Genomic DNA, 18,482 nt, shown 5'->3' with positions numbered 1-18,482 from the left:
CGCCATAACAAATCCACGCGGTTGTTCATTCCAGATACATCAGCAGAGGTTTATCGCTATGCCTGACTACAAGGCCCCCTTGCGTGATATTCGCTTCGTTCGTGACGAACTGCTTGGCTATGAAGCGCACTATCAGAGCCTGCCGGCTTGCCAGGACGCTACCCCGGACATGGTTGACGCCATTCTTGAAGAAGGCGCCAAGTTTTGTGAGCAAGTACTGGCACCGCTGAACCGCGTGGGCGACATCGAAGGCTGCACCTGGAGTGAGTCAGGCGTTAAGACCCCTACGGGCTTCAAAGAAGCCTACAAACAATTCGTCGAAGGCGGCTGGCCAAGCCTGGCCCACGACGTGGAGCACGGCGGCCAAGGCCTGCCGGAGTCCCTGGGCCTGGCAGTCAGCGAAATGGTCGGCGCCGCCAACTGGTCGTGGGGCATGTACCCAGGCCTGTCCCATGGTGCGATGAACACCATCTCCGAGCACGGCACCCCTGAGCAGCAAGACGCCTACCTGACCAAACTGGTCTCGGGCGAATGGACCGGCACCATGTGCCTGACCGAGCCGCACTGCGGCACCGACCTGGGCATGCTGCGCACCAAGGCCGAGCCTCAGGCCGACGGTTCCTACAAAGTCTCCGGCACCAAGATCTTCATCTCGGCCGGTGAACACGACATGGCCGACAATATCGTCCACATCGTACTGGCCCGCCTGCCGGATGCACCGGCTGGCACCAAAGGCATCTCGCTGTTTATCGTGCCGAAATTCCTGCCCAACGCCGACGGTTCGGTGGGTGAGCGCAACGCGGTGACCTGTGGTTCCCTGGAACACAAGATGGGCATCCACGGCAACGCCACCTGCGTGATGAACTTCGACGCGGCCACCGGTTTCCTGATCGGCCCGGCGAACAAAGGCTTGAACTGCATGTTCACCTTTATGAACACCGCTCGCCTGGGCACCGCGCTGCAAGGCCTGTCCCACGCCGAGATCGGCTTCCAGGGCGGCCTCAAATACGCTCGTGATCGCCTGCAAATGCGCTCCCTGACCGGCCCGAAAGCACCGGACAAAGCTGCTGACCCGATCATCGTGCACCCTGACGTGCGCCGCATGCTGCTGACCATGAAAGCCTTCGCCGAAGGCAACCGTGCAATGGTGTACTTCACCGCCAAGCAAGTGGACATCGTCAAGTACGGCACCGACGACGAAGCCAAGAAGCAAGCCGACGGCCTGCTGGCGTTCATGACCCCGATCGCCAAGGCGTTCATGACCGAAGTCGGTTTTGAATCCGCCAACCACGGCGTGCAGATCTACGGTGGCCACGGCTTTATCGCCGAGTGGGGCATGGAGCAGAACGTTCGCGACAGCCGCATTTCCATGCTGTACGAAGGCACCACCGGCATCCAGGCCCTGGACTTGCTGGGCCGCAAAGTGCTGATGACCCAAGGCGAAGCGCTCAAGGGCTTCACCAAGATCGTGCACAAGTTCTGCCAGGCCAACGAAGGCAACGAAGCCGTCAAAGAGTTCGTTGCACCGCTGGCGGCACTGAACAAAGAGTGGGGCGAGTTGACCATGAAGGTCGGCATGGCCGCGATGAAAGACCGCGAAGAAGTCGGTGCCGCCTCGGTGGATTACCTGATGTACTCCGGTTACGCCTGCCTGGCGTACTTCTGGGCCGACATGGCGCGCCTGGCGGCGGAAAAACTGGCAGCCGGCACCACCGAAGAGGCGTTCTACACCGCCAAGCTACAGACTGCGCGTTTCTACTTCCAGCGCATCCTGCCGCGTACCCAGACTCACAAAGCCACCATGCTGTCGGGCGCCAATAACCTGATGGACATGAACGAAGAGCACTTCGGCCTGGCTTACTAAGCCTTACCGGGTTCCCTTCCAGAGCCGCCGCTTCTTGCCAGGAGCGGCGGCTTTTTTGTGTGCGATAAAAAACCGCAGTAAAGCGCTCAGGGATTGCGACGGGCTGCCGTTACAGTGATGGCAATGTGATACATGCACGGCAGGTTGTGCTTAACTGTCCGCATCAAGGCATATTGCCATCATTTTTTGCGGGTCGGAGTTTTACCCTTGTCGCGCGTGTCCGCTGTACGTCTAAGTCATTTTCTTCCTTCGTTGCTGCTTTTGCTGGCCGGGCTTTGCGCGGCGTACGTCAAGGACCTCAACGTTTTCTTCACCTCGCTGTTCAATGTCTTGCCGACCCTGGTGTTGTTGCTCGGCGGCTCGTACTGCGCGGTGTACCGGCGTCAGCGTGAACTGTTCCTGATGATCACGGTGTACATCGCCTACTTCCTGCTCGATACCCAGACTGACTACTACCGCGACAACGGGCGCGTGCGCGAAGACGCCGCCGTGGTCTTTCACCTCTGTTGTCTGTTGCTGCCGCTGCTGTTCAGCATCTACGGGGTGTGGCAGGAAAAAACCCACCTGTTCCGCGACTTTGTCGCACGCTGTGCGGTGCTGTTTGCGGTGGGCAGCGTGGCGTTGGCGCTGGAGCAAAGTTATCCCCAGGCGCTGTTGAACTGGCTGGCAGAGATCCGCTGGCCGGCGCTGCATGGCACCTGGATGAGCCTGATCCAGTTGTCGTACCCGATGTTCCTGATCGGTTTCCTGACCCTGGCGGCGCAGTATTGGTACCAGCCGCGCCCGCTGCATGCGGCGCAACTGGTGGGGCTGCTGGGGATGTTCTGGATGTTGCCGCAAACCTTCATCCTGCCGTTCACCCTCAACATCATGTGCAGCCAGGTCATGCTGATGATTGCCGCCGGCGTGGCCCATGAGGCGTATCAAATGGCGTTCCGCGATGAGCTGACCGGCATTCCGGGACGTCGCGCGCTCAACGAGCGGATGCAACGGCTGGGACGTAATTACGTGCTGGCCATGAGCGATGTCGACCACTTCAAGCGCTTCAACGACACCCACGGCCACGATGTGGGTGACCAAGTGTTGCGGCTGGTGGCGAGCAAGCTGTCGAAGATCAACGGTGGTGGCCGCGCCTATCGTTATGGCGGCGAGGAGTTCGCCGTGGTGTTTGCCGGCAAGACCCTGGATGAGTGCATGCCTTACCTGGAGGAGATCCGCGAGATCATCGCCAACTACGACATCAAATTGCGCAACCCGGACCGTCCCCAGGACGACCACCAAGGGCGCCAGCGCCGTGTGGGCAGTGGTGCGTCGAGTGTGTCGGTGACGGTCAGCATCGGTGTGGCCGAGCGCCAGGCCGAACAGCGCACCCCCGAAGAAGTGCTCAAGTCTGCCGACCAGGCGCTGTACGCCGCCAAGGGCGCGGGGCGTAACTGCGTGGTGGCAGCGGGGCAAACCCGGCGCGGCGCGGTGCGCATGGAAAGCGCTGCCGGTTGAGTGATGGCGCTGTATTCAGCAGCGCTACAGTGATTGTCCCGTGGCGTGCCCGGCAGTAGGTTGAACCCATCTGCTGCCGGAGACATGACCATGCCTGACTACAAAGCTCCCCTGCGCGACATGCGCTTTCTGATCGACAATGTGTTTGATTTCCACGGCCACTACGCTGCATTGGGCGCGACCGATGCCAGCCCGGATATGGTCAATGCGATCCTCGAAGAAGGCGCGAAATTCTGCGAAAACGTGCTCGCGCCGCTGAACCGCAGCGGTGATGAAGAAGGCTGCCATTTCGACAATGGCGTCGTCACCACACCCAAGGGTTTCAAGGAAGCCTTCGCCCAATATGTCGAAGGCGGTTGGCATGGCGTGGCGGCCGACCCGGCCTACGGTGGCCAGGGCTTGCCGCAGTCGCTGGGGTTGGTGCTGAGCGAAATGATCGGCTCCAGCAACACCTCCTGGGGTATGTACCCCGGCCTCACCCACGGCGCCATGTCGGCGATCCACGCCCACGGCACCGCTGAGCAGAAAGACACGTTCCTGAGCAAACTCACCGCCGGCGAATGGACCGGCACCATGTGCCTGACCGAAGCCCATTGCGGCACTGACCTGGGCCTGATCAAGACCCGCGCCGTGCCGCAGGCGGACGGCAGTTACGCGGTCACTGGCAGCAAGATCTTTATCTCGGCCGGCGAACATGACATGAGCGCCAATATCATCCACCTGGTGCTGGCCAAGTTGCCGGACGCCCCGGCGGGCACCAAGGGCATCTCGCTGTTTATCGTGCCCAAGTTCCACGCCGACTCCGGCGAGCGCAACGCGGTGCACTGCGGCTCCATCGAACACAAGATGGGCATCAAGGGCTCGGCCACGTGCGTGCTGAACTTCGACGGCGCCAAGGGCTTTTTGATCGGTGAGGCGAACAAAGGCCTCAACTGCATGTTCACCATGATGAACCACGCACGCCTGGGCACCGGCATGCAGGGCCTGTGCAACGGCGAGGCGAGCTTCCAGGGGGCGATCAAATACGCCAATGATCGCCTGCAAATGCGCTCGCTCACCGGCGCCAAGGCTCCGGACAAAGCCGCCGACCCGATCATCGTGCATGCCGACGTTCGCCGCATGTTGCTGACCATGAAAGCCTTCAACGAAGGCAACCGCGCGCTGACCTACTTCACTGCGCAACTGCTCGACACCGCACACCTGAGCGATGACGCCACCCAACGCCAGGACGCCGAAGACCTGCTGGCGTTCCTCACGCCGATCTGCAAAGCCTTTATGACCGACACCGGCCTGGAGGTGACCAACCACGGCATGCAGATCTTCGGCGGCCACGGTTACATCCGCGAATGGGGCATGGAGCAATTGGCCCGCGACGCCCGCATCGCACCGATCTACGAAGGCACCAACGGCATCCAGGCCCTCGACCTGCTGGGGCGCAAAGTGTTGGGCAGCCAGGGCAAACTGCTGCGCGGGTTTACCAAGATTGTGCATAAGTTCTGCGGGGCGAATGCCGAGCATCCACAGCTCAAGGCTTATGTGGCGCAGCTCAATCAGTTGAACCAGGAATGGGGCGAGCTGACCACCAAGGTCGGTATGGCCGCGATGAAGAACCCCGATGAAGTGGGCGCGGCAGCGGTGGATTACTTGATGTACAGCGGCTATGTGGTGCTCGCCTACCTGTGGCTGCGCATGGCCATCGCGGCGGCTGATCAGCAAGACGATGATTTCGCCAAGGCCAAGCTGGCCACCTGCGACTTCTACTTCAAGCGCCTGCTGCCACGCACCGCCACCCACCGTGCGGCGGTGGAGGCGGGCAGTGAATGCCTGATGAGTCTGCCTGCGGAGGCATTTGGCCTGTAGTGACTTAAAAATACCGATCAGTCACAAGTGGACCCTATGTGTCTGAAAAGTTGTTCGGGTACACTCTGAGCCTGTAAAACCGACTCTTACCGAATTACTTTTTACGTTCTCACGAGGTTTGCCATGGCTGATTACAAAGCGCCGCTGCGTGATATGCGCTTCGTCCTCAACGAAGTGTTTGAGGTCGCCACCACTTGGGCCCAATTGCCGGCGTTGGCAGACACCGTTGACGCCGAAACCGTAGAGGCCATCCTCGAAGAAGCCGGCAAGGTCACCGCCAAGTCCATCGCCCCGATCAGCCGCGGCGGCGATGAGCAGGGTTGTCGTTGGGAGGACACGGCGGTGTTTACTCCCGATGGTTATCCACAGGCCTACAAAACCTATGCCGAGGGTGGCTGGGTGGGTGTAGGGGGTGATCCGATCTTTGGCGGCATGGGCATGCCCAAGGCGGTGTCGGCTCAGGTCGAAGAGATGATCAACTCGTCGAGCCTGGCGTTTGGTTTGTATCCGATGCTGACGTCCGGTGCTTGCGTGTCGATCAACACCCACGCCAGCGAAGCACTCAAGGCTACTTACCTGCCGAAGATGTATTCGGGTGAGTGGGCCGGTTCCATGTGCCTGACCGAAGCGCACGCCGGGACGGATCTGGGGATTATTCGGACCAAGGCCGAGCCACAGGCAGACGGTTCCTACACGATCAGCGGAACCAAGATCTTCATCACCGGCGGCGAACACGACCTCACTGAAAACATTATCCACTTGGTGCTGGCCAAGCTGCCGGATGCACCGGCAGGCCCTAAAGGCATTTCGTTGTTCCTGGTGCCGAAGTTCATGGTCAATGCCGATGGCAGCCTGGGCGCGCGCAACCTGGTGAGCTGTGGCTCCATCGAACACAAGATGGGCATCCAGGCGTCGGCGACCTGTGTGATGAACTTTGACGGTGCCGTGGGTTATTTGGTGGGTGAGCCCAACCGTGGGTTGGCCGCGATGTTCACCATGATGAACTACGAGCGCTTGGGCGTTGGCATTCAGGGCCTGGCATCGGGCGAACGTTCGTACCAGAACGCGATTGAATACGCGCGTGACCGCCTGCAAAGCCGCTCGCCATTGGGGGCCCAGGCCAAGGACAAAGTCGCCGACCCGATCATCGTCCACCCCGATGTGCGCCGCATGTTGCTGACCATGAAGGCCGCGAACGAAGGCGGTCGTGCGTTCTCCACCTACGTCGCCACTCAATTGGATATCGCCAAGTTCAGCGACGATGCCGCCGCCCGTGAACGTGCAGACAATCTGGTTGCGCTGCTGACGCCGGTAGCGAAGGCGTTCTTGAGCGACCTGGGCCTGGAAACCACCGTGCTGGGCCAGCAAGTGTTCGGCGGCCACGGTTACATTCGCGAGTGGGGCCAGGAGCAACTGGTGCGTGATGTGCGCATCACCCAGATCTACGAAGGCACCAACGGCATTCAGGCGCTGGACCTGATGGGGCGCAAGATCGTGGGTAGCGGCGGGGCGTTCTACACCCTGTTTGCCGATGAGATCCGCGCATTTATTGCCAGCGCAGAGGCCACGCTGGCGGAGTTCACCAAGCCGTTGAGCGCAGCAGTGGATAACCTGGATGAACTGACTGCCTGGGTGCTGGATCGCGCCAAGACCAACCCGAATGAAATCGGTGCGGCTTCGGTGGAGTATCTGCACGCATTTGGATACATGGCCTACGCCTACATGTGGGCACGCATGGCCAAGGCGGCGTTGGGCAAAGAGGCCGAGGAAGACTTCTACGCGAGCAAGTTGGGCACTGCACGCTTCTACTTTGCGCGCCTGTTGCCGCGTATTCACTCGCTGAGTGCCTCGGTAAAAGCCGGTAGCGAATCGCTGTTCTTGCTGGATGAAGCATTGTTTTAAGGGTGGGGAGAGTATGTAAGCATTCTCTTACATGACGTGCTGCTAATCGTCCTCTATCGCCAGATTGGATCCACGGCTAATCTACTTCACATGGACGTCGCGCAGGAAGCGCAAAGCAACAACACGGACACGTAGGATTCTGCCAGGACGGCGGAGTGAAATGGATGTCAGGGAAACAGTCTGCAAAGCCCCGCTTCGGCGGGGTTTTCTTTTGCCCGCGAAAAAGTCAGGCGCCCGCCTGCGGGGCATTCATCACGTCTTCCAGCAACGTACGCAATAACGCCACCGTCGCTTGCTGGCGCTGCACATCACGGCAGACCAAGCCTACTTTCAACGGCACCCTGGGTTCACTCAAGGGTTTCCACAGCAGCGACTGGCTGTTGTGTTCGTCCTGGGAGCGGCCCGGTAATACGGTGGCCAGCTTGGTATGGGGCAGGCTGTCGAGAATCCCCACCATCGTATTCAATTCCGCTTGCACCTGCGGACGTCGTCCGAGGCTGGACAGTTGGCCCTGCCAAATCTGCCGGACTTGAAACTCTTCCCCCAACAGTAGCATCGGCAATTCGGCGGCCTGTTTCAGCGAGACCTTCTTGAATTCCCGCAGGGGATGGTCTTCGGGGATGACCACCTTCAACTCATCTTCATACAACAACACACCATGCAGCCCCGGCTGGCGCGGCGGCAGGTAGCTGATGCCGATATCCAGCGAACCATTCAGCAGTCGTCGCTCAATCTCAAGCCCCGTCAATTCATAGATCTGCACCACCAAGTGCGGCTGGGCCTTGCGCACGCGTTCAAGCATCTGCGGGACCAGGCTGGTGTGCACGGTTTGCAGCACGCCGATCGCCAACGTGCGCATGGCCTGGCCTTTGAAGTTGCCCAGGGCTTCGACGGCCTGCTGCATGCCATCGATCAGCGGCAGCGCGTGGTTGTACAACGTGTGCGCGGCCAGGGTCGGTAATAGGCGCTTACTGCTGCGCTCGAACAGGCTGACATCCAGGTTCTGCTCCAGCTGGCGAATCTGCTGTGACAGGGCCGGTTGGGAGATGGACAGGCGCTCTGCGGCACGGCCGACGTGGCCTTCCTCATACACCGCGACGAAATAACGCAGTTGCTTGAAATCCATAAGAGTTACTTATCGAAAAAGCTGGAAAATCGAAATGGCCGACGGCCCCCGAGGCGCCTAGTCTAGCGCCTATTCGCAGGGCTTACAGGGCCAGATCGGGCAATGAATAGCGTTTATCTTGATAGCGTTTACATAGGCAAGGCAAAAAACCTCAAGGCCCTACTGGCCTGCCGCACCGACCAAGGTCCGGTTGCTATTGGGGGTGAGCTGTGAATCTTTTCCGTCGCCCTGCGCCGAGTCTGGATGATCTGATCCTGGAGGCTTCCAGCGAGAACCCGTCCAATGAGTTCCTGATGCCCACCGTTGCGCGGCCTGCGCAGGTTTTCGTACGCGGCCAGGGCTCCTGGCTGTGGGATAGCGACGAGCGTGCCTACCTGGATTTCAGCCAGGGCAATGGCGCCAACAGCCTCGGCCACAGCCCGCAAGTGTTGATCAAGGCCCTGTCTGACCAAACTCAAGCGCTGATCAATCCAGGCAACAGCCTGCATAACCGCGTTCAACTCAACCTCGCCGAGCGCTTGTGCCATCGCACCGGCAGCGACCAGGCCTACCTGCTCAACAGTGGAACGGAAGCCGTCGAAGCGGCGATCAAACTGGCGCGCAAGTGGGGCCAGCTCCATCGCGGCGGTGCCTACCGCATCATCAGCGCCAGTGCCGGTAACCACGGTCGCAGTTTTGCGGCCATGTCGGCTTCGGCGGGCGGCCCGGAAAACCGCTTTGAACCGCAACTGCCCGGTTTCAGCCATGTGCCGTTCAATGATTTGCCGGCCCTGCATGCTGCCGTCGATGCACAAACCGTTGCCATCCTGCTCGAACCCGTCCAAGGCGAAGCCGGCGTGATCCCGGCGACCGAGCACTACCTCAAAGGCGTGGAGCGTTTGTGCCGCGAGCTGGGCATCCTGCTGATCCTGGATGAAGTGCAAACCGGTATCGGCCGTTGCGGCACCTTGCTTGCCGAACAGCAATACGGCGTACGTGCCGACATCATCACCCTTGGCAAAGGCCTGGGCGGCGGCGTGCCGGTGGCGGCGCTGCTGGCACGGGGCAAGGCCTGTTGTTTTGAAGTGGGTGAACTGGAAGGCACCCATCACGGCAATGCACTGATGGCATCCGCCGGGTTGGCGATAGTCGATACCGTTTTAGAGAATGGCTTTTTTGAGCATGTACGCGAATCCGGCCTGTACCTGGGCGAAGGCCTCGCCCGCCTGGCCTACCGCTACGACCACGGCCAATTGCGCGGCCATGGCCTGATGTGGGGCCTGACCTTGTCGGATGATTCTGCGGATGCGGTGGTAAAAGCGGCGCTGCATGAAGGCCTGATCCTCAATGCTCCGCAACCCAACTGCCTGCGCTTCACCCCGGCGTTGACGGTGAGCAAGGGCAACATCGACGAAATGCTCCTGCGCCTGGCGCGCGCCTTCTCCCGCGTGCGCACTGCACAGCTGCAATGCCGTAAGGGCATTGCTGTTTAACCCCTATTTCCTGAACCGTCTCGCGGTATACGCGGCGCCTCCGGCCTGATTCTTTTGGCTGGGGGCGTTTTTTTGTGTACACAACAACAGATGGCCCAACGCCAGATCCCACTGAACCCTCACGAACCCCCAAGGTCGATTAGCTACACGGCTCACACGAGCCGATTTTCTGGAGCTGATCCCATGGATTTCATTCGTATCATCATCGCGATTCTGTTGCCGCCACTGGGTGTGTTCCTCCAAGTGGGTTTCGCTGGCGCGTTCTGGTTGAACATCCTGCTGACCCTGTGCGGCTACATTCCCGGCATCGTGCATGCGGTGTATATCATCGCCAAGCGCTAGGGCCGTCAGCCTTTGGCGATGAGCCGTGAATTGCGCTCATTGCGAAAGGCCAGTTGCTCGATGGTCTGGGTGGCGTGTCCGGCTTCTTCCCGTGCCTTGAGGATGATGCCGTGCTGCTCGGACTTGCTGCACACCGGGTCGGCATTGCTTGCATCACCCGTGAGCATGAAGGCCTGGCAACGGCAGCCGCCAAAGTCCTTTTCCTTTTCATCGCAGGAGCGGCACGGCTCGGGCATCCAGTCGTAGCCGCGAAAGCGGTTGAAGCCAAACGAGTCGTACCAGATGTGCTGCATGCTGTGGTCGCGCACATTGGGAAATTGCACTGGCATCTGTCGGGCGCCATGACAGGGCAGGGCGGTGCCGTCCGGTGTGACCGTCAGAAAGATACTGCCCCAACCGTTCATGCAGGCTTTCGGGCGCTCCTCGTAATAGTCCGGGGTGACGAAGATCAGCTTGCACGGGTGGCCTTCGGCTTCGAGCTTGGCGCGGTATTCGTTGGTGATGCGTTCGGCGCGCACCAACTGTTCCTTGGTCGGCAATAGCCCGACACGATTAAGCTGGGCCCAGCCGTAGAACTGGCAGGTGGCGAGCTCGACGAAGTCTGCTTCAAGCGCAATACACAGCTCGATGATGCGGTCGATCTTGTCGATGTTGTGCCGGTGGGTGACGAAGTTCAGCACCATCGGATAGCCGTGGGCTTTCACCGCGCGGGCCATCTCCAGTTTTTGCGCAAACGCTTTTTTCGAGCCGGCCAGCAGGTTGTTCACCTGTTCGTCGCTGGCCTGGAAGCTGATCTGGATATGATCCAGGCCAGCCTTCTTGAAGTCGCTGATTTTTTGCTCAGTGAGACCGATGCCCGAGGTAATCAGGTTGGTGTAGAACCCCAGCTTGCGCGCTTCGGCGATCAACTCGGCAAGGTCCTGGCGCACCAACGGCTCACCGCCGGAAAAACCCAACTGCGCGGCGCCCATTTCCCGGGCCTCGCGAAACACCTTGAACCACTGCTCGGTGCTCAGCTCCTTGCCTTGCTCGGCAAAATCCAACGGGTTGGAGCAATACGGGCACTGCAACGGGCAGCGGTAGGTCAGTTCCGCGAGCAACCACAGCGGCAAGCCGATGGGCGGTTTCTCAGGCAAGGGTGATCCAGTGCTCAGCACGGGCGACCTCCATGAATTGCTCGATGTCGTCACCCAGCTCAGGCACGCCGGGAAATTGCTTATCCAGCTCGGCAATGATCGCGGCCACATCACGTTGACCGTCGATCAAGCCGCCGATCAACGCGGCGCTGTCGTTGAGCTTGATCATGCCCTCGGGGTAGAGCAACACATGGCCTTTTTGCGCCGGTTCGTACTGGTAGCGATAGCCCTGGCGCCAGGTGGGTTTTTTGCTGCGATCAAAGCTCATAGAGGGATCCCTTTATGCCAGACCCGTTGGTCGGTGACGCTGTGGTACGGCGGGCGTTTCAGTTCGTAGGCCATGCTCATGGCATCCAGCATGCTCCACAAAATATCCAGTTTGAACTGGAGAATTTCCAGCATGCGCTCCTGGCCTTCGCGGGTGGTGTAGTGCTGCAACGTGATCGCCAAACCATGCTCCACATCGCGGCGGGCCTGCCCCAGACGGGTGCGGAAATATTCGTAGCCAGCCGGGTCGATCCACGGGTAATGCTGCGGCCAGCTGTCGAGGCGTGACTGGTGGATCTGCGGCGCGAACAGTTCGGTCAACGAGCTGCTGGCAGCTTCCTGCCAACTGGCGCGACGGGCGAAATTGACGTAGGCGTCCACCGCAAAACGCACGCCGGGCAATACCAGCTCCTGGGAGCGCAACTGGTCTGGATCGAGGCCCACGGCCTGGCCCAGGCGCAGCCAGGCTTCGATGCCGCCGTCTTCGCCCGGCGCGCCATCGTGGTCGAGCAGACGCTGAATCCACTCGCGGCGGATCTCGCGGTCGGGGCAGTTGGCCAGGATCGCCGCGTCTTTCAGGGGAATGTTCACCTGGTAGTAAAAACGGTTGGCGACCCAGCCCTGGATCTGCTCGCGGGTGGCGCGGCCTTCATACATCGCCACGTGGTACGGGTGATGGATATGGTAGAAGGCGCCCTTGGCCCGCAGGGCCTGTTCGAATTCGGCGGTTGTCAGCGGTGTGTCGGACATTTCGTCTGCTCCTACAATTCGATGCTCATGCCGTCGTAAGCCACTTCGACATTGCGTCGCAGCAGTTCCGCTCGCTCGGGGGAGTCTTCATCGAGGATCGGGTTGGTGTTGTTGATGTGGATAAGCACTTTGCGCTGCTCGGGCAACTGTTCCAGCACTTCCAGCATGCCGCCCGGGCCGTTTTGCGCCAGGTGGCCCATTTCGCGACCGGTGCGGGTGCCGACGCCACGGCGCTGCATTTCATCGTCATCCCACATCGTGCCGTCCACCAGCAGGCAGTCGCTGCCGGCCATGATCTCCAACAGCGGCGCGTCGACCTTGCCCAGGCCGGGGGCGTAGAACAGTTTGCCGCCGGTACGCAGGTCTTCGACGATCAGGCCGATGTTATCGCCGGGGTGCGGGTCGAAGCGGTGTGGCGAGTAGGGCGGTGCGGCGCTGCGCAAGGGCAGCGGGGTGAACCGCAGGTTGGGGCAGGCCGGCACGGTGAAGCTTGTGTCCAGCTCGATGCGGTTCCAGGCCAGGCCACCGTTCCAGTGGGTGAGCATGGTGAACAGCGGGAAACCGGTGCTGAGGTCTTCATGGACCATGTCGGTGCACCACACCTGGTGCGGGCAGCCTTCGCGCAGGCTCAACAGGCCGGTGGTGTGGTCGATCTGGCTGTCCATCAGGATGATCGCGCTGATGCCGGTATCGCGCAGGGCGCGGCCGGGTTGCATCGGTGCGAAGCTCTGCAGTTGTGCGCGAATGTCGGGAGAGGCATTGCACAGCACCCAGTTCACACCATCGTCGGAGATCGCGATGGACGACTGGGTACGCGCCTGGGCCCGCAGGCTGCCATCGCGAAAACCTGCGCAGTTCACGCAGTTGCAGTTCCACTGCGGGAAACCACCGCCGGCGGCGGAACCTAGAATCTGGACAAACATGGTCGCTCCATCAAGCAAAGCTCAAAACAAAAACGCCCCGGGCGAACCGAGGCGTTGTATTACCCAGCGGATTAACGGCTGGCGAAGTACATGGTGACTTCGAAACCGATACGCAGATCAGTGTAAGCAGGTTTGGACCAGGACATATTCTTACTCCTACGAAGGGATGGGACTTCCACTACCAACTAATACATTTAGTCCATCTCCGGTCAGAGATGTTCAGGCAGGTGCGTAGGAATAATACTCAGTTCTGGGCGAGTTAGCGCTGTCCGAGTGGAAAAAGCCTGTTGCAAGGTTGGCAATGATCAATTCGTCGGATACCTGGATTCGCTGATCGCCGGGCCGTTGGCGACGTACAGCCAGCCGCCTGCAGCGTCGTTTACCTGCTGGACGGCGTTCAGTAAGTCTGCGTGCGTACGGGTTTGGATCAGTTGTTGAAGCTGGCCCAGATAGCCCGACGAATGGCCAGCCAACTGCGCCTGCCACAGCAACTCGGCGGCTTGGGCCAGCGGGAGCACTTGCGCGGCAAACTGTTGAGCCAGGGCCTGGTTGCCCAGTTCAGTGCTACGGCTGATCAACGCAGGCAATTGCTGTAGGAAGGCTTGCACGTGACCCACGATCCCTTCCAAAGACTCGCTGGGTGACTGCACGCCGAACAGCAGGCCGGTTTGCCCATTGATTTGTCGGATACCGCTGAACACGGCGTAGCCGATTTGCAGCTCTAACCGCAGACGTTGGTAGAACGGGCCCTGAAGCAGATGCCCCAGCAGTCGCCATGCCGCTTCATCTTCCAGGGACGGGCTGGGGGTTGGGCAAAACAGCAGCAGTGCGGCTTCACCGGAAGCCGTTTTCACTTCATGCCAGATACGTTGGGTGCTGAAAACGGGCAGTACGTGCTCGATAGTCGAGGGTTGCCCAGGCAGGCGTGCCGCTGCCGTTTTGATTGCCGCTTCAACCGTGGCGGGAAAACCCAGCCCCAGGCCGTGCCAGCGTGCGGTCGACCACGAGGCTTCGCTGTCCGGGGAAGGCGTGGCCGCACAGCAGGCAGGCAGCGCCTTGAGCAGTTCTCGGATGGGAATCATCGGCGTCGAATCTGCGGGTGCTTGCTGCGCCTGGGCCAGGCTTTGTGCCAACGCATCCAGCACCGCTGGCATGGGCTCGTGCAGACCGACCATTTTTACCCGCCAATCACCGCCCACCGTTTCGAATGACACGTCGACACCCGCCTGGCGTGCCAGCTCGCACAACGGTTGCAACGCGTTTTCCAGGCCGCACGGCGCGAACCGCCATTGCAGGTACAGCGCACTTTCATCGCCATCAGTGGCCAAGGCTTGGCTGAAGGTCAGCGCCGTAACGTCCTTGCGCCCCCGTGAACGGTCTTGCGCAAAGGTACGCAAGCCCCGGTGGGCACTTGTCTGCCCGCGAATCAGGCCGGCACGCTCTTCCTTCACGGGTGCGCGCAGGAAGGGGTTGCTCGGCGGCAACTGCCAAGCGTGTTGGGACGGTGACAGAGGCAACGCGTCAAACATGGCCTTGAGGGCGACGACAGCCGTTTCCGACAAGTCCTCGCTGTCGTGTCGGGCCAGCGCCAGTGCGCCTTGGATTTGCAACTGGCGGGCCGTCAGCAGGGCGTACTCCTCCCGCAGTGAAGTCCAGTCGCTCTGTGCGAAAAAGCTCAGCCAGTCGTACAGCAACGCCTCAATTGCTGTCGCCGATTCATCTTGGGTGCCGAGCGTAACGTCGATATCCAGCACCGCTTGTCCGGCGTAGTGATACAGCACCGTCGCTTGCAGGGCGCTGGCGAAGTGCTGGGCTTGCAGTTCCGCCAGCAGCCCGCCCGGCGCCGAGGCGTTGAGCCAGGTGCAGAGGAACTCCAGGGCTTCCCGTGGCGCATCGCAGGTGATGACGTGATGCAGGTGATTGCCGGCCAGGTGCTGATAACCCCGCGCCTCGCCGGGCATCAATGCAGGTGGCGCGGCTTGCGGGCGATGGGGGCCGGGCGTCAACATCTCGCTGAACGGCTGCGCCAAGGCTTGCAGTGCTTCCAGCGATTGTGGACCGGCGAGGCTCAAGGTCATCTGCCCGCTTTGGTAGAACTGTTGATGAAATTCCCGCAACGCCTGCTGAAAGGCCTCACGCTCCACCGGTAGGCTGTCGCGGTTACCCGCATGAAAGCCTCGCAGTGGATGATCCGCCGCCAAACCTTCGAGCAATGCGACTTGCTGCTGTGCCTTGGCGTCCTGGGACCAGGCGACAAATTCCGCCTGCAGCACTTCGCGCTCGCGCAGTTGGTCTTCCTGCGTGAGGCGCGGATGGGTGAGCATGTCTGCCAGCCGCTCCAGCCCATCGGCAAAAGTCGGCTCCGGTAGCTCAAAGAAAAAGTCCGTCGTGCGCTCACGGGTGCTGGCATTGACCTGGCCACCCTGGCGTTGCACGTAGGCCATCAATCCCTCACCCGTGGGGAAACGCTCAGTCCCGAGAAACAGCAAATGCTCAAGAAAATGTGCCAGCCCCGGCCAGGCCAGCGGCACGTCATGACTGCCCGCAGCGACCCGCAACACAGCGGCGCAACGCTTTAGATGCGGCGCATGGTGCAGGGAAACCCGCAGGCCATTGGCCAGGGTCAGATGAAGATGATGAGGGTGGGCCGGCGCAGGCATGGGCACTTCCGAAACGTAGGAAGCGCCTATGCTAACAAACCCGTTGATTCAGGGCTTGTGCAGCGCCGTACAGTTCGGGGCGACGGTCTTGCAGGTAGTGGTTGGCTGCGCGGGCGTCGAGGATCGATTGGCGCTCCAGTGTGCCGACAATCAACGCTTCATCCAGGCCCGCCTGGGCGATGCGCTGGCCATCCGGTGCGGCAATGCTGCTCTGCCCGCAATAGTGAATCTCGTCTTCGCGCCCACAGTAATTGGCGTACGCTACGTAGCACTGGTTTTCGAAGGCCCGCGCCCGCACGGTGACATCCGCGACAAAGTCGAACGGCACCATATTGGCGGTGGGCACCAGGATCAACTCCGCACCGGCCAGGGCCAGGCGGCGCGTGTTTTCCGGGAACTCCAGGTCGTAGCAGATCAGGAAACCGAGCTTCCAGCCGTTGAGTTCCGCCAGCGGGAAATCATCGTCTCCGGCGCTGAACATGGAGCGATCCAAATCGCCGAACAGATGGGTCTTGCGATAGTTGCACAGGCGCTGGCCGTGGGCATCGATCAACTGCACGGCGTTGTAAATCTGCCCGTCCTCGGCCCGCTCCGGGTAGCCGTACAAAATCGCCAGGCCAGCGCTTTGCGCCAGTTCAGCGATGGCCTGCGCCGAGGGCCCATCCTGCGTTTCGGCCAATGCCCCCACGGCTTCGGCGCCGATGTTGTAGCCGGTGAGAAACATCTCCGGCAGCACCAGCACATCGGCGCCGGACGCCTCATGCGCTACTTGATGCAGGCGCTTGAGGTTGCCGGCCACGTCCAGTGGCAGCGGCGGGCATTGGTACAGGGCGACACGCATGGCTTTACTCCTTACTCGGCCAGGGCGATGGGGCCGATTTCATCAAAAACATCGCCGGGGCCTGGGTTCTCCGAGTGGGTGCTGCCACCGAAGTGGGTCATGATGCCCCACACCGCATTCAGCGAGGTCTGCACCGCGCCTTCCACCCAGGCCGGGGTCCAGGATACGTCGTCCCCGGCGATAAAAATCCCACGTTGTTCGGCGGGCATGTCCTTCTGCATAAAGTGCGCATACATACGCTGGTTGTAGCGATAGTGACCCGGTAACGCGCCTTTGAACGCGCCAAGGAAATGCGGATCGGCCTCCCACGACACGGTGATCGGATCGCCGATGATCCGCGCCTTGATGTCGACGTTCGGGTAGATCTTCTTCAAGGCATCCAGTGCCAGCTTCACGCGCTTATCGATGGGTTGCGGCAGCATTTTCAGCGCATCGCTCATCCATGAATACGACAGGCAAATCACACCGGGTTTGTCGTCACCGTTATCGAACAGGTAGGTGCCACGGGTCAGGCGGTCGGTGAGGGTCATGCTCATCAGGTCGCGGCCGGTTTCCGGGTCTTTGTCTTTCCAGAACGGGCGGTCAACCATCACGAAGGTTTTGGAGGACTGCATGTAGCGGGTACGGTCGAGGGCCATCCACATTTTTTGCGAGAACAGGGTTTCGTCGCATTCGATCTGCGTAGTCAGCAGCCAGCTTTGGCAGGTGGTGAGCACGGCGGCGTATTCACGGGTGTCGCCGTAGTTGTCGGTGACGGCAAAGCGGCCATCGGCGGCGTGGGCGATACGTTTCACACCGGCCCGTGGCGCGCCGCGGTGCAGCGAACTGAGGCTGGTGCCGGCGGGCCAGTGAGCGCAACGCTCCGGCACATGGCGCCAGATGCCCATGGGCACTTGGGCTACGCCGCCGACGACCAGATGTTGGTGGTCATCGCAGTTGGTCATCACTACGCGGAAGATCTCCAGCATGGAGTTGGGGAAGTCCGAGTCCCAGCCGCCGGTGCCGAAACCGACCTGGCCGAAGACTTCACGATGCAGGAACGACAATTTGGCGAACGCCTTGGAGGTGGCGACAAAGTCATAGAACGTGCGGTCGTCCCACAACGGCACCAGCTTGTTCCACAGTTCTTTGAGGCGCGGCACGTCGCGGTCACGGATGGCCTGCTGGATATCGCCGAACTGCGAGCCGGCCTCCAGCGCATCGGCCCAGGCGTCGGCGACTTCCTGGAACAGCACCGGCAAGTCCGAGAGTTTCTGTGCGTAGTGGGTTTGGCCTTCAAGGTCGATGACGGTACTGCCGGAGGCCGGGGTCAGCGGGTTGGGGAAGGGTTTGGTTTCCAGGCCGAGCTTGTCGACATAGTGATAGAACGCAGTGGACGACACCGGGAAACGCATGCCGCCCAGCTCGGCGATGATGCCTTCGGCGCCTTCAAACGCCTGGGAACGCAGGCGGCCACCCATTTTCGAGGCTTCGTATACCACCGGCTTAAGGCCCAGTTTCATCAACTCGTAGGCGGCCACCAGGCCGGCGATGCCCGCGCCGACAATCGCCACTTCGGCGCCATGGTGGGCGGCGGGGATACTGCCCAGGCCTGCCGGGTGTTCGATCCAGTCATCAAAGGCAAACGGGAAATCCGGGCCAAAGATGGTGATGGGTTTTTTACCGTCTGCAGGGTGGCGATTGTTTTTCTGGGATGGGTTCATGGCTGACCTGGCTGGTAACTCGGCGGGGCACGACCCGCTGAGTATAGGAAAAGATGGCAGCCAGTTTAGGGAGCGTAGCGTTCGTTAATAAGACGCAAAGTGTCGTCGGATTGAATTGTTTTTGGTCAAAATGACGAGG

The 18,482-nt window shown here is 60.8% G+C and carries 15 protein-coding genes; 6 read left to right on the top strand and 9 right to left on the bottom strand.

All coding sequences use genetic code 11. The features are described 5' to 3' along the window. Positions 1–58: 58 nt before the first annotated feature. The 4 genes from DYL61_RS01605 to DYL61_RS01590 all read left to right on the top strand — a co-directional run bounded on the left by DYL61_RS01605 (position 59) and on the right by DYL61_RS01590 (position 7,123). Entirely contained in the window at positions 59–1,864 is a 1,806-nt protein-coding gene (locus tag DYL61_RS01605; protein WP_105698177.1) for a phenylacyl-CoA dehydrogenase, read from the top strand. Positions 1,865–2,071: 207 nt separating this feature from the next. Then, positions 2,072–3,361 carry a GGDEF domain-containing protein gene (locus DYL61_RS01600; RefSeq protein ID WP_135306932.1) on the top strand — a complete coding sequence of 430 codons (1,290 nt, stop codon included), beginning with the start codon at positions 2,072–2,074 and terminating at the stop codon, positions 3,359–3,361. 90 nt (positions 3,362–3,451) lie between these two features. Continuing rightward, the gene (locus DYL61_RS01595; RefSeq protein ID WP_135306931.1) at positions 3,452–5,221 is read left to right on the top strand and encodes an acyl-CoA dehydrogenase C-terminal domain-containing protein; all 1,770 of its coding nucleotides are present in this window, start codon (positions 3,452–3,454) and stop codon (positions 5,219–5,221) included. 123 nt (positions 5,222–5,344) lie between these two features. Next, a complete protein-coding gene (locus DYL61_RS01590; protein ID WP_135306930.1) occupies positions 5,345–7,123 on the top strand; it encodes an acyl-CoA dehydrogenase C-terminal domain-containing protein in 1,779 nt (592 codons plus the stop codon). Positions 7,124–7,349: 226 nt separating this feature from the next. Here DYL61_RS01590 and DYL61_RS01585 read toward each other — a convergent pair whose 3' ends face one another. After that, positions 7,350–8,249, bottom strand: a complete 900-nt coding sequence (locus DYL61_RS01585; RefSeq protein WP_105698173.1) for a LysR family transcriptional regulator — start codon at positions 8,247–8,249, stop codon at positions 7,350–7,352. Between the two features lie 209 nt (positions 8,250–8,458). Here DYL61_RS01585 and DYL61_RS01580 point away from each other — a divergent pair, with 209 nt between their 5' ends. Then, positions 8,459–9,721: an aspartate aminotransferase family protein gene (locus DYL61_RS01580; protein WP_135306929.1), complete on the top strand. Its 1,263-nt coding sequence runs from the start codon at positions 8,459–8,461 to the stop codon at positions 9,719–9,721. Positions 9,722–9,904: 183 nt separating this feature from the next. Next, complete coding sequence (locus DYL61_RS01575; protein ID WP_007904205.1) at positions 9,905–10,063, top strand: YqaE/Pmp3 family membrane protein; 159 nt, start codon at positions 9,905–9,907, stop codon at positions 10,061–10,063. A gap of 5 nt (positions 10,064–10,068) precedes the next feature. Here the strand turns inward: DYL61_RS01575 and pqqE are convergent, their stop codons facing one another. The 8 genes from pqqE to DYL61_RS01535 form a co-directional block, all read right to left on the bottom strand. Next, positions 10,069–11,199, bottom strand: coding sequence for a pyrroloquinoline quinone biosynthesis protein PqqE (gene pqqE / locus DYL61_RS01570; protein WP_135306928.1), 1,131 nt, complete (start codon positions 11,197–11,199; stop codon positions 10,069–10,071). Beyond that, the gene (pqqD, locus tag DYL61_RS01565; RefSeq protein ID WP_135306927.1) at positions 11,192–11,467 is read right to left on the bottom strand and encodes a pyrroloquinoline quinone biosynthesis peptide chaperone PqqD; all 276 of its coding nucleotides are present in this window, start codon (positions 11,465–11,467) and stop codon (positions 11,192–11,194) included. Before pqqD ends, pqqE begins: the two co-directional genes overlap by 8 nt. After that, positions 11,464–12,216, bottom strand: coding sequence for a pyrroloquinoline-quinone synthase PqqC (gene pqqC / locus DYL61_RS01560; protein WP_135306926.1), 753 nt, complete (start codon positions 12,214–12,216; stop codon positions 11,464–11,466). The genes pqqD and pqqC overlap by 4 nt, the downstream gene beginning before the upstream one ends. A gap of 11 nt (positions 12,217–12,227) precedes the next feature. After that, positions 12,228–13,139, bottom strand: a complete 912-nt coding sequence (gene pqqB / locus DYL61_RS01555) for a pyrroloquinoline quinone biosynthesis protein PqqB (RefSeq protein WP_135306925.1) — start codon at positions 13,137–13,139, stop codon at positions 12,228–12,230. A 71-nt stretch (positions 13,140–13,210) separates the two neighbouring features. After that, positions 13,211–13,285: a pyrroloquinoline quinone precursor peptide PqqA gene (gene pqqA, locus DYL61_RS01550; protein WP_009045898.1), complete on the bottom strand. Its 75-nt coding sequence runs from the start codon at positions 13,283–13,285 to the stop codon at positions 13,211–13,213. A 159-nt stretch (positions 13,286–13,444) separates the two neighbouring features. Then, a complete protein-coding gene (gene pqqF, locus DYL61_RS01545) occupies positions 13,445–15,799 on the bottom strand; it encodes a pyrroloquinoline quinone biosynthesis protein PqqF (RefSeq protein ID WP_135306924.1) in 2,355 nt (784 codons plus the stop codon). Positions 15,800–15,830: 31 nt separating this feature from the next. Further along, the gene (locus tag DYL61_RS01540; RefSeq protein ID WP_135306923.1) at positions 15,831–16,640 is read right to left on the bottom strand and encodes a carbon-nitrogen hydrolase family protein; all 810 of its coding nucleotides are present in this window, start codon (positions 16,638–16,640) and stop codon (positions 15,831–15,833) included. Between the two features lie 11 nt (positions 16,641–16,651). After that, on the bottom strand, positions 16,652–18,343 hold the full coding sequence (locus tag DYL61_RS01535; RefSeq protein WP_135306922.1) for a flavin monoamine oxidase family protein: 1,692 nt from the start codon (positions 18,341–18,343) through the stop codon (positions 16,652–16,654). Between the last annotated feature and the right edge of the window lie 139 nt (positions 18,344–18,482).

Source organism: Pseudomonas nabeulensis, from assembly GCF_004682045.1.
Taxonomy (GTDB): Bacteria; Pseudomonadota; Gammaproteobacteria; order Pseudomonadales; family Pseudomonadaceae; genus Aquipseudomonas; species Aquipseudomonas nabeulensis.
Note: the sequence above shows the minus strand (reverse complement) of the source record. Positions and strands in the feature narration are given on the sequence as shown.

Coding starts and splice junctions, on each gene's coding strand:
- DYL61_RS01605 (WP_105698177.1), top strand. CDS start 59: ATGCCTGACTACAAGGCCCCCTTGCGTGATATTCGCTTCGTTCGTGAC.
- DYL61_RS01595 (WP_135306931.1), top strand. CDS start 3,452: ATGCCTGACTACAAAGCTCCCCTGCGCGACATGCGCTTTCTGATCGAC.
- DYL61_RS01590 (WP_135306930.1), top strand. CDS start 5,345: ATGGCTGATTACAAAGCGCCGCTGCGTGATATGCGCTTCGTCCTCAAC.
- DYL61_RS01585 (WP_105698173.1), bottom strand. CDS start 8,249: ATGGATTTCAAGCAACTGCGTTATTTCGTCGCGGTGTATGAGGAAGGC.
- DYL61_RS01575 (WP_007904205.1), top strand. CDS start 9,905: ATGGATTTCATTCGTATCATCATCGCGATTCTGTTGCCGCCACTGGGT.
- pqqD (WP_135306927.1), bottom strand. CDS start 11,467: ATGAGCTTTGATCGCAGCAAAAAACCCACCTGGCGCCAGGGCTATCGC.
- pqqC (WP_135306926.1), bottom strand. CDS start 12,216: ATGTCCGACACACCGCTGACAACCGCCGAATTCGAACAGGCCCTGCGG.
- pqqB (WP_135306925.1), bottom strand. CDS start 13,139: ATGTTTGTCCAGATTCTAGGTTCCGCCGCCGGCGGTGGTTTCCCGCAG.
- pqqF (WP_135306924.1), bottom strand. CDS start 15,799: ATGCCTGCGCCGGCCCACCCTCATCATCTTCATCTGACCCTGGCCAAT.
- DYL61_RS01540 (WP_135306923.1), bottom strand. CDS start 16,640: ATGCGTGTCGCCCTGTACCAATGCCCGCCGCTGCCACTGGACGTGGCC.
- DYL61_RS01535 (WP_135306922.1), bottom strand. CDS start 18,343: ATGAACCCATCCCAGAAAAACAATCGCCACCCTGCAGACGGTAAAAAA.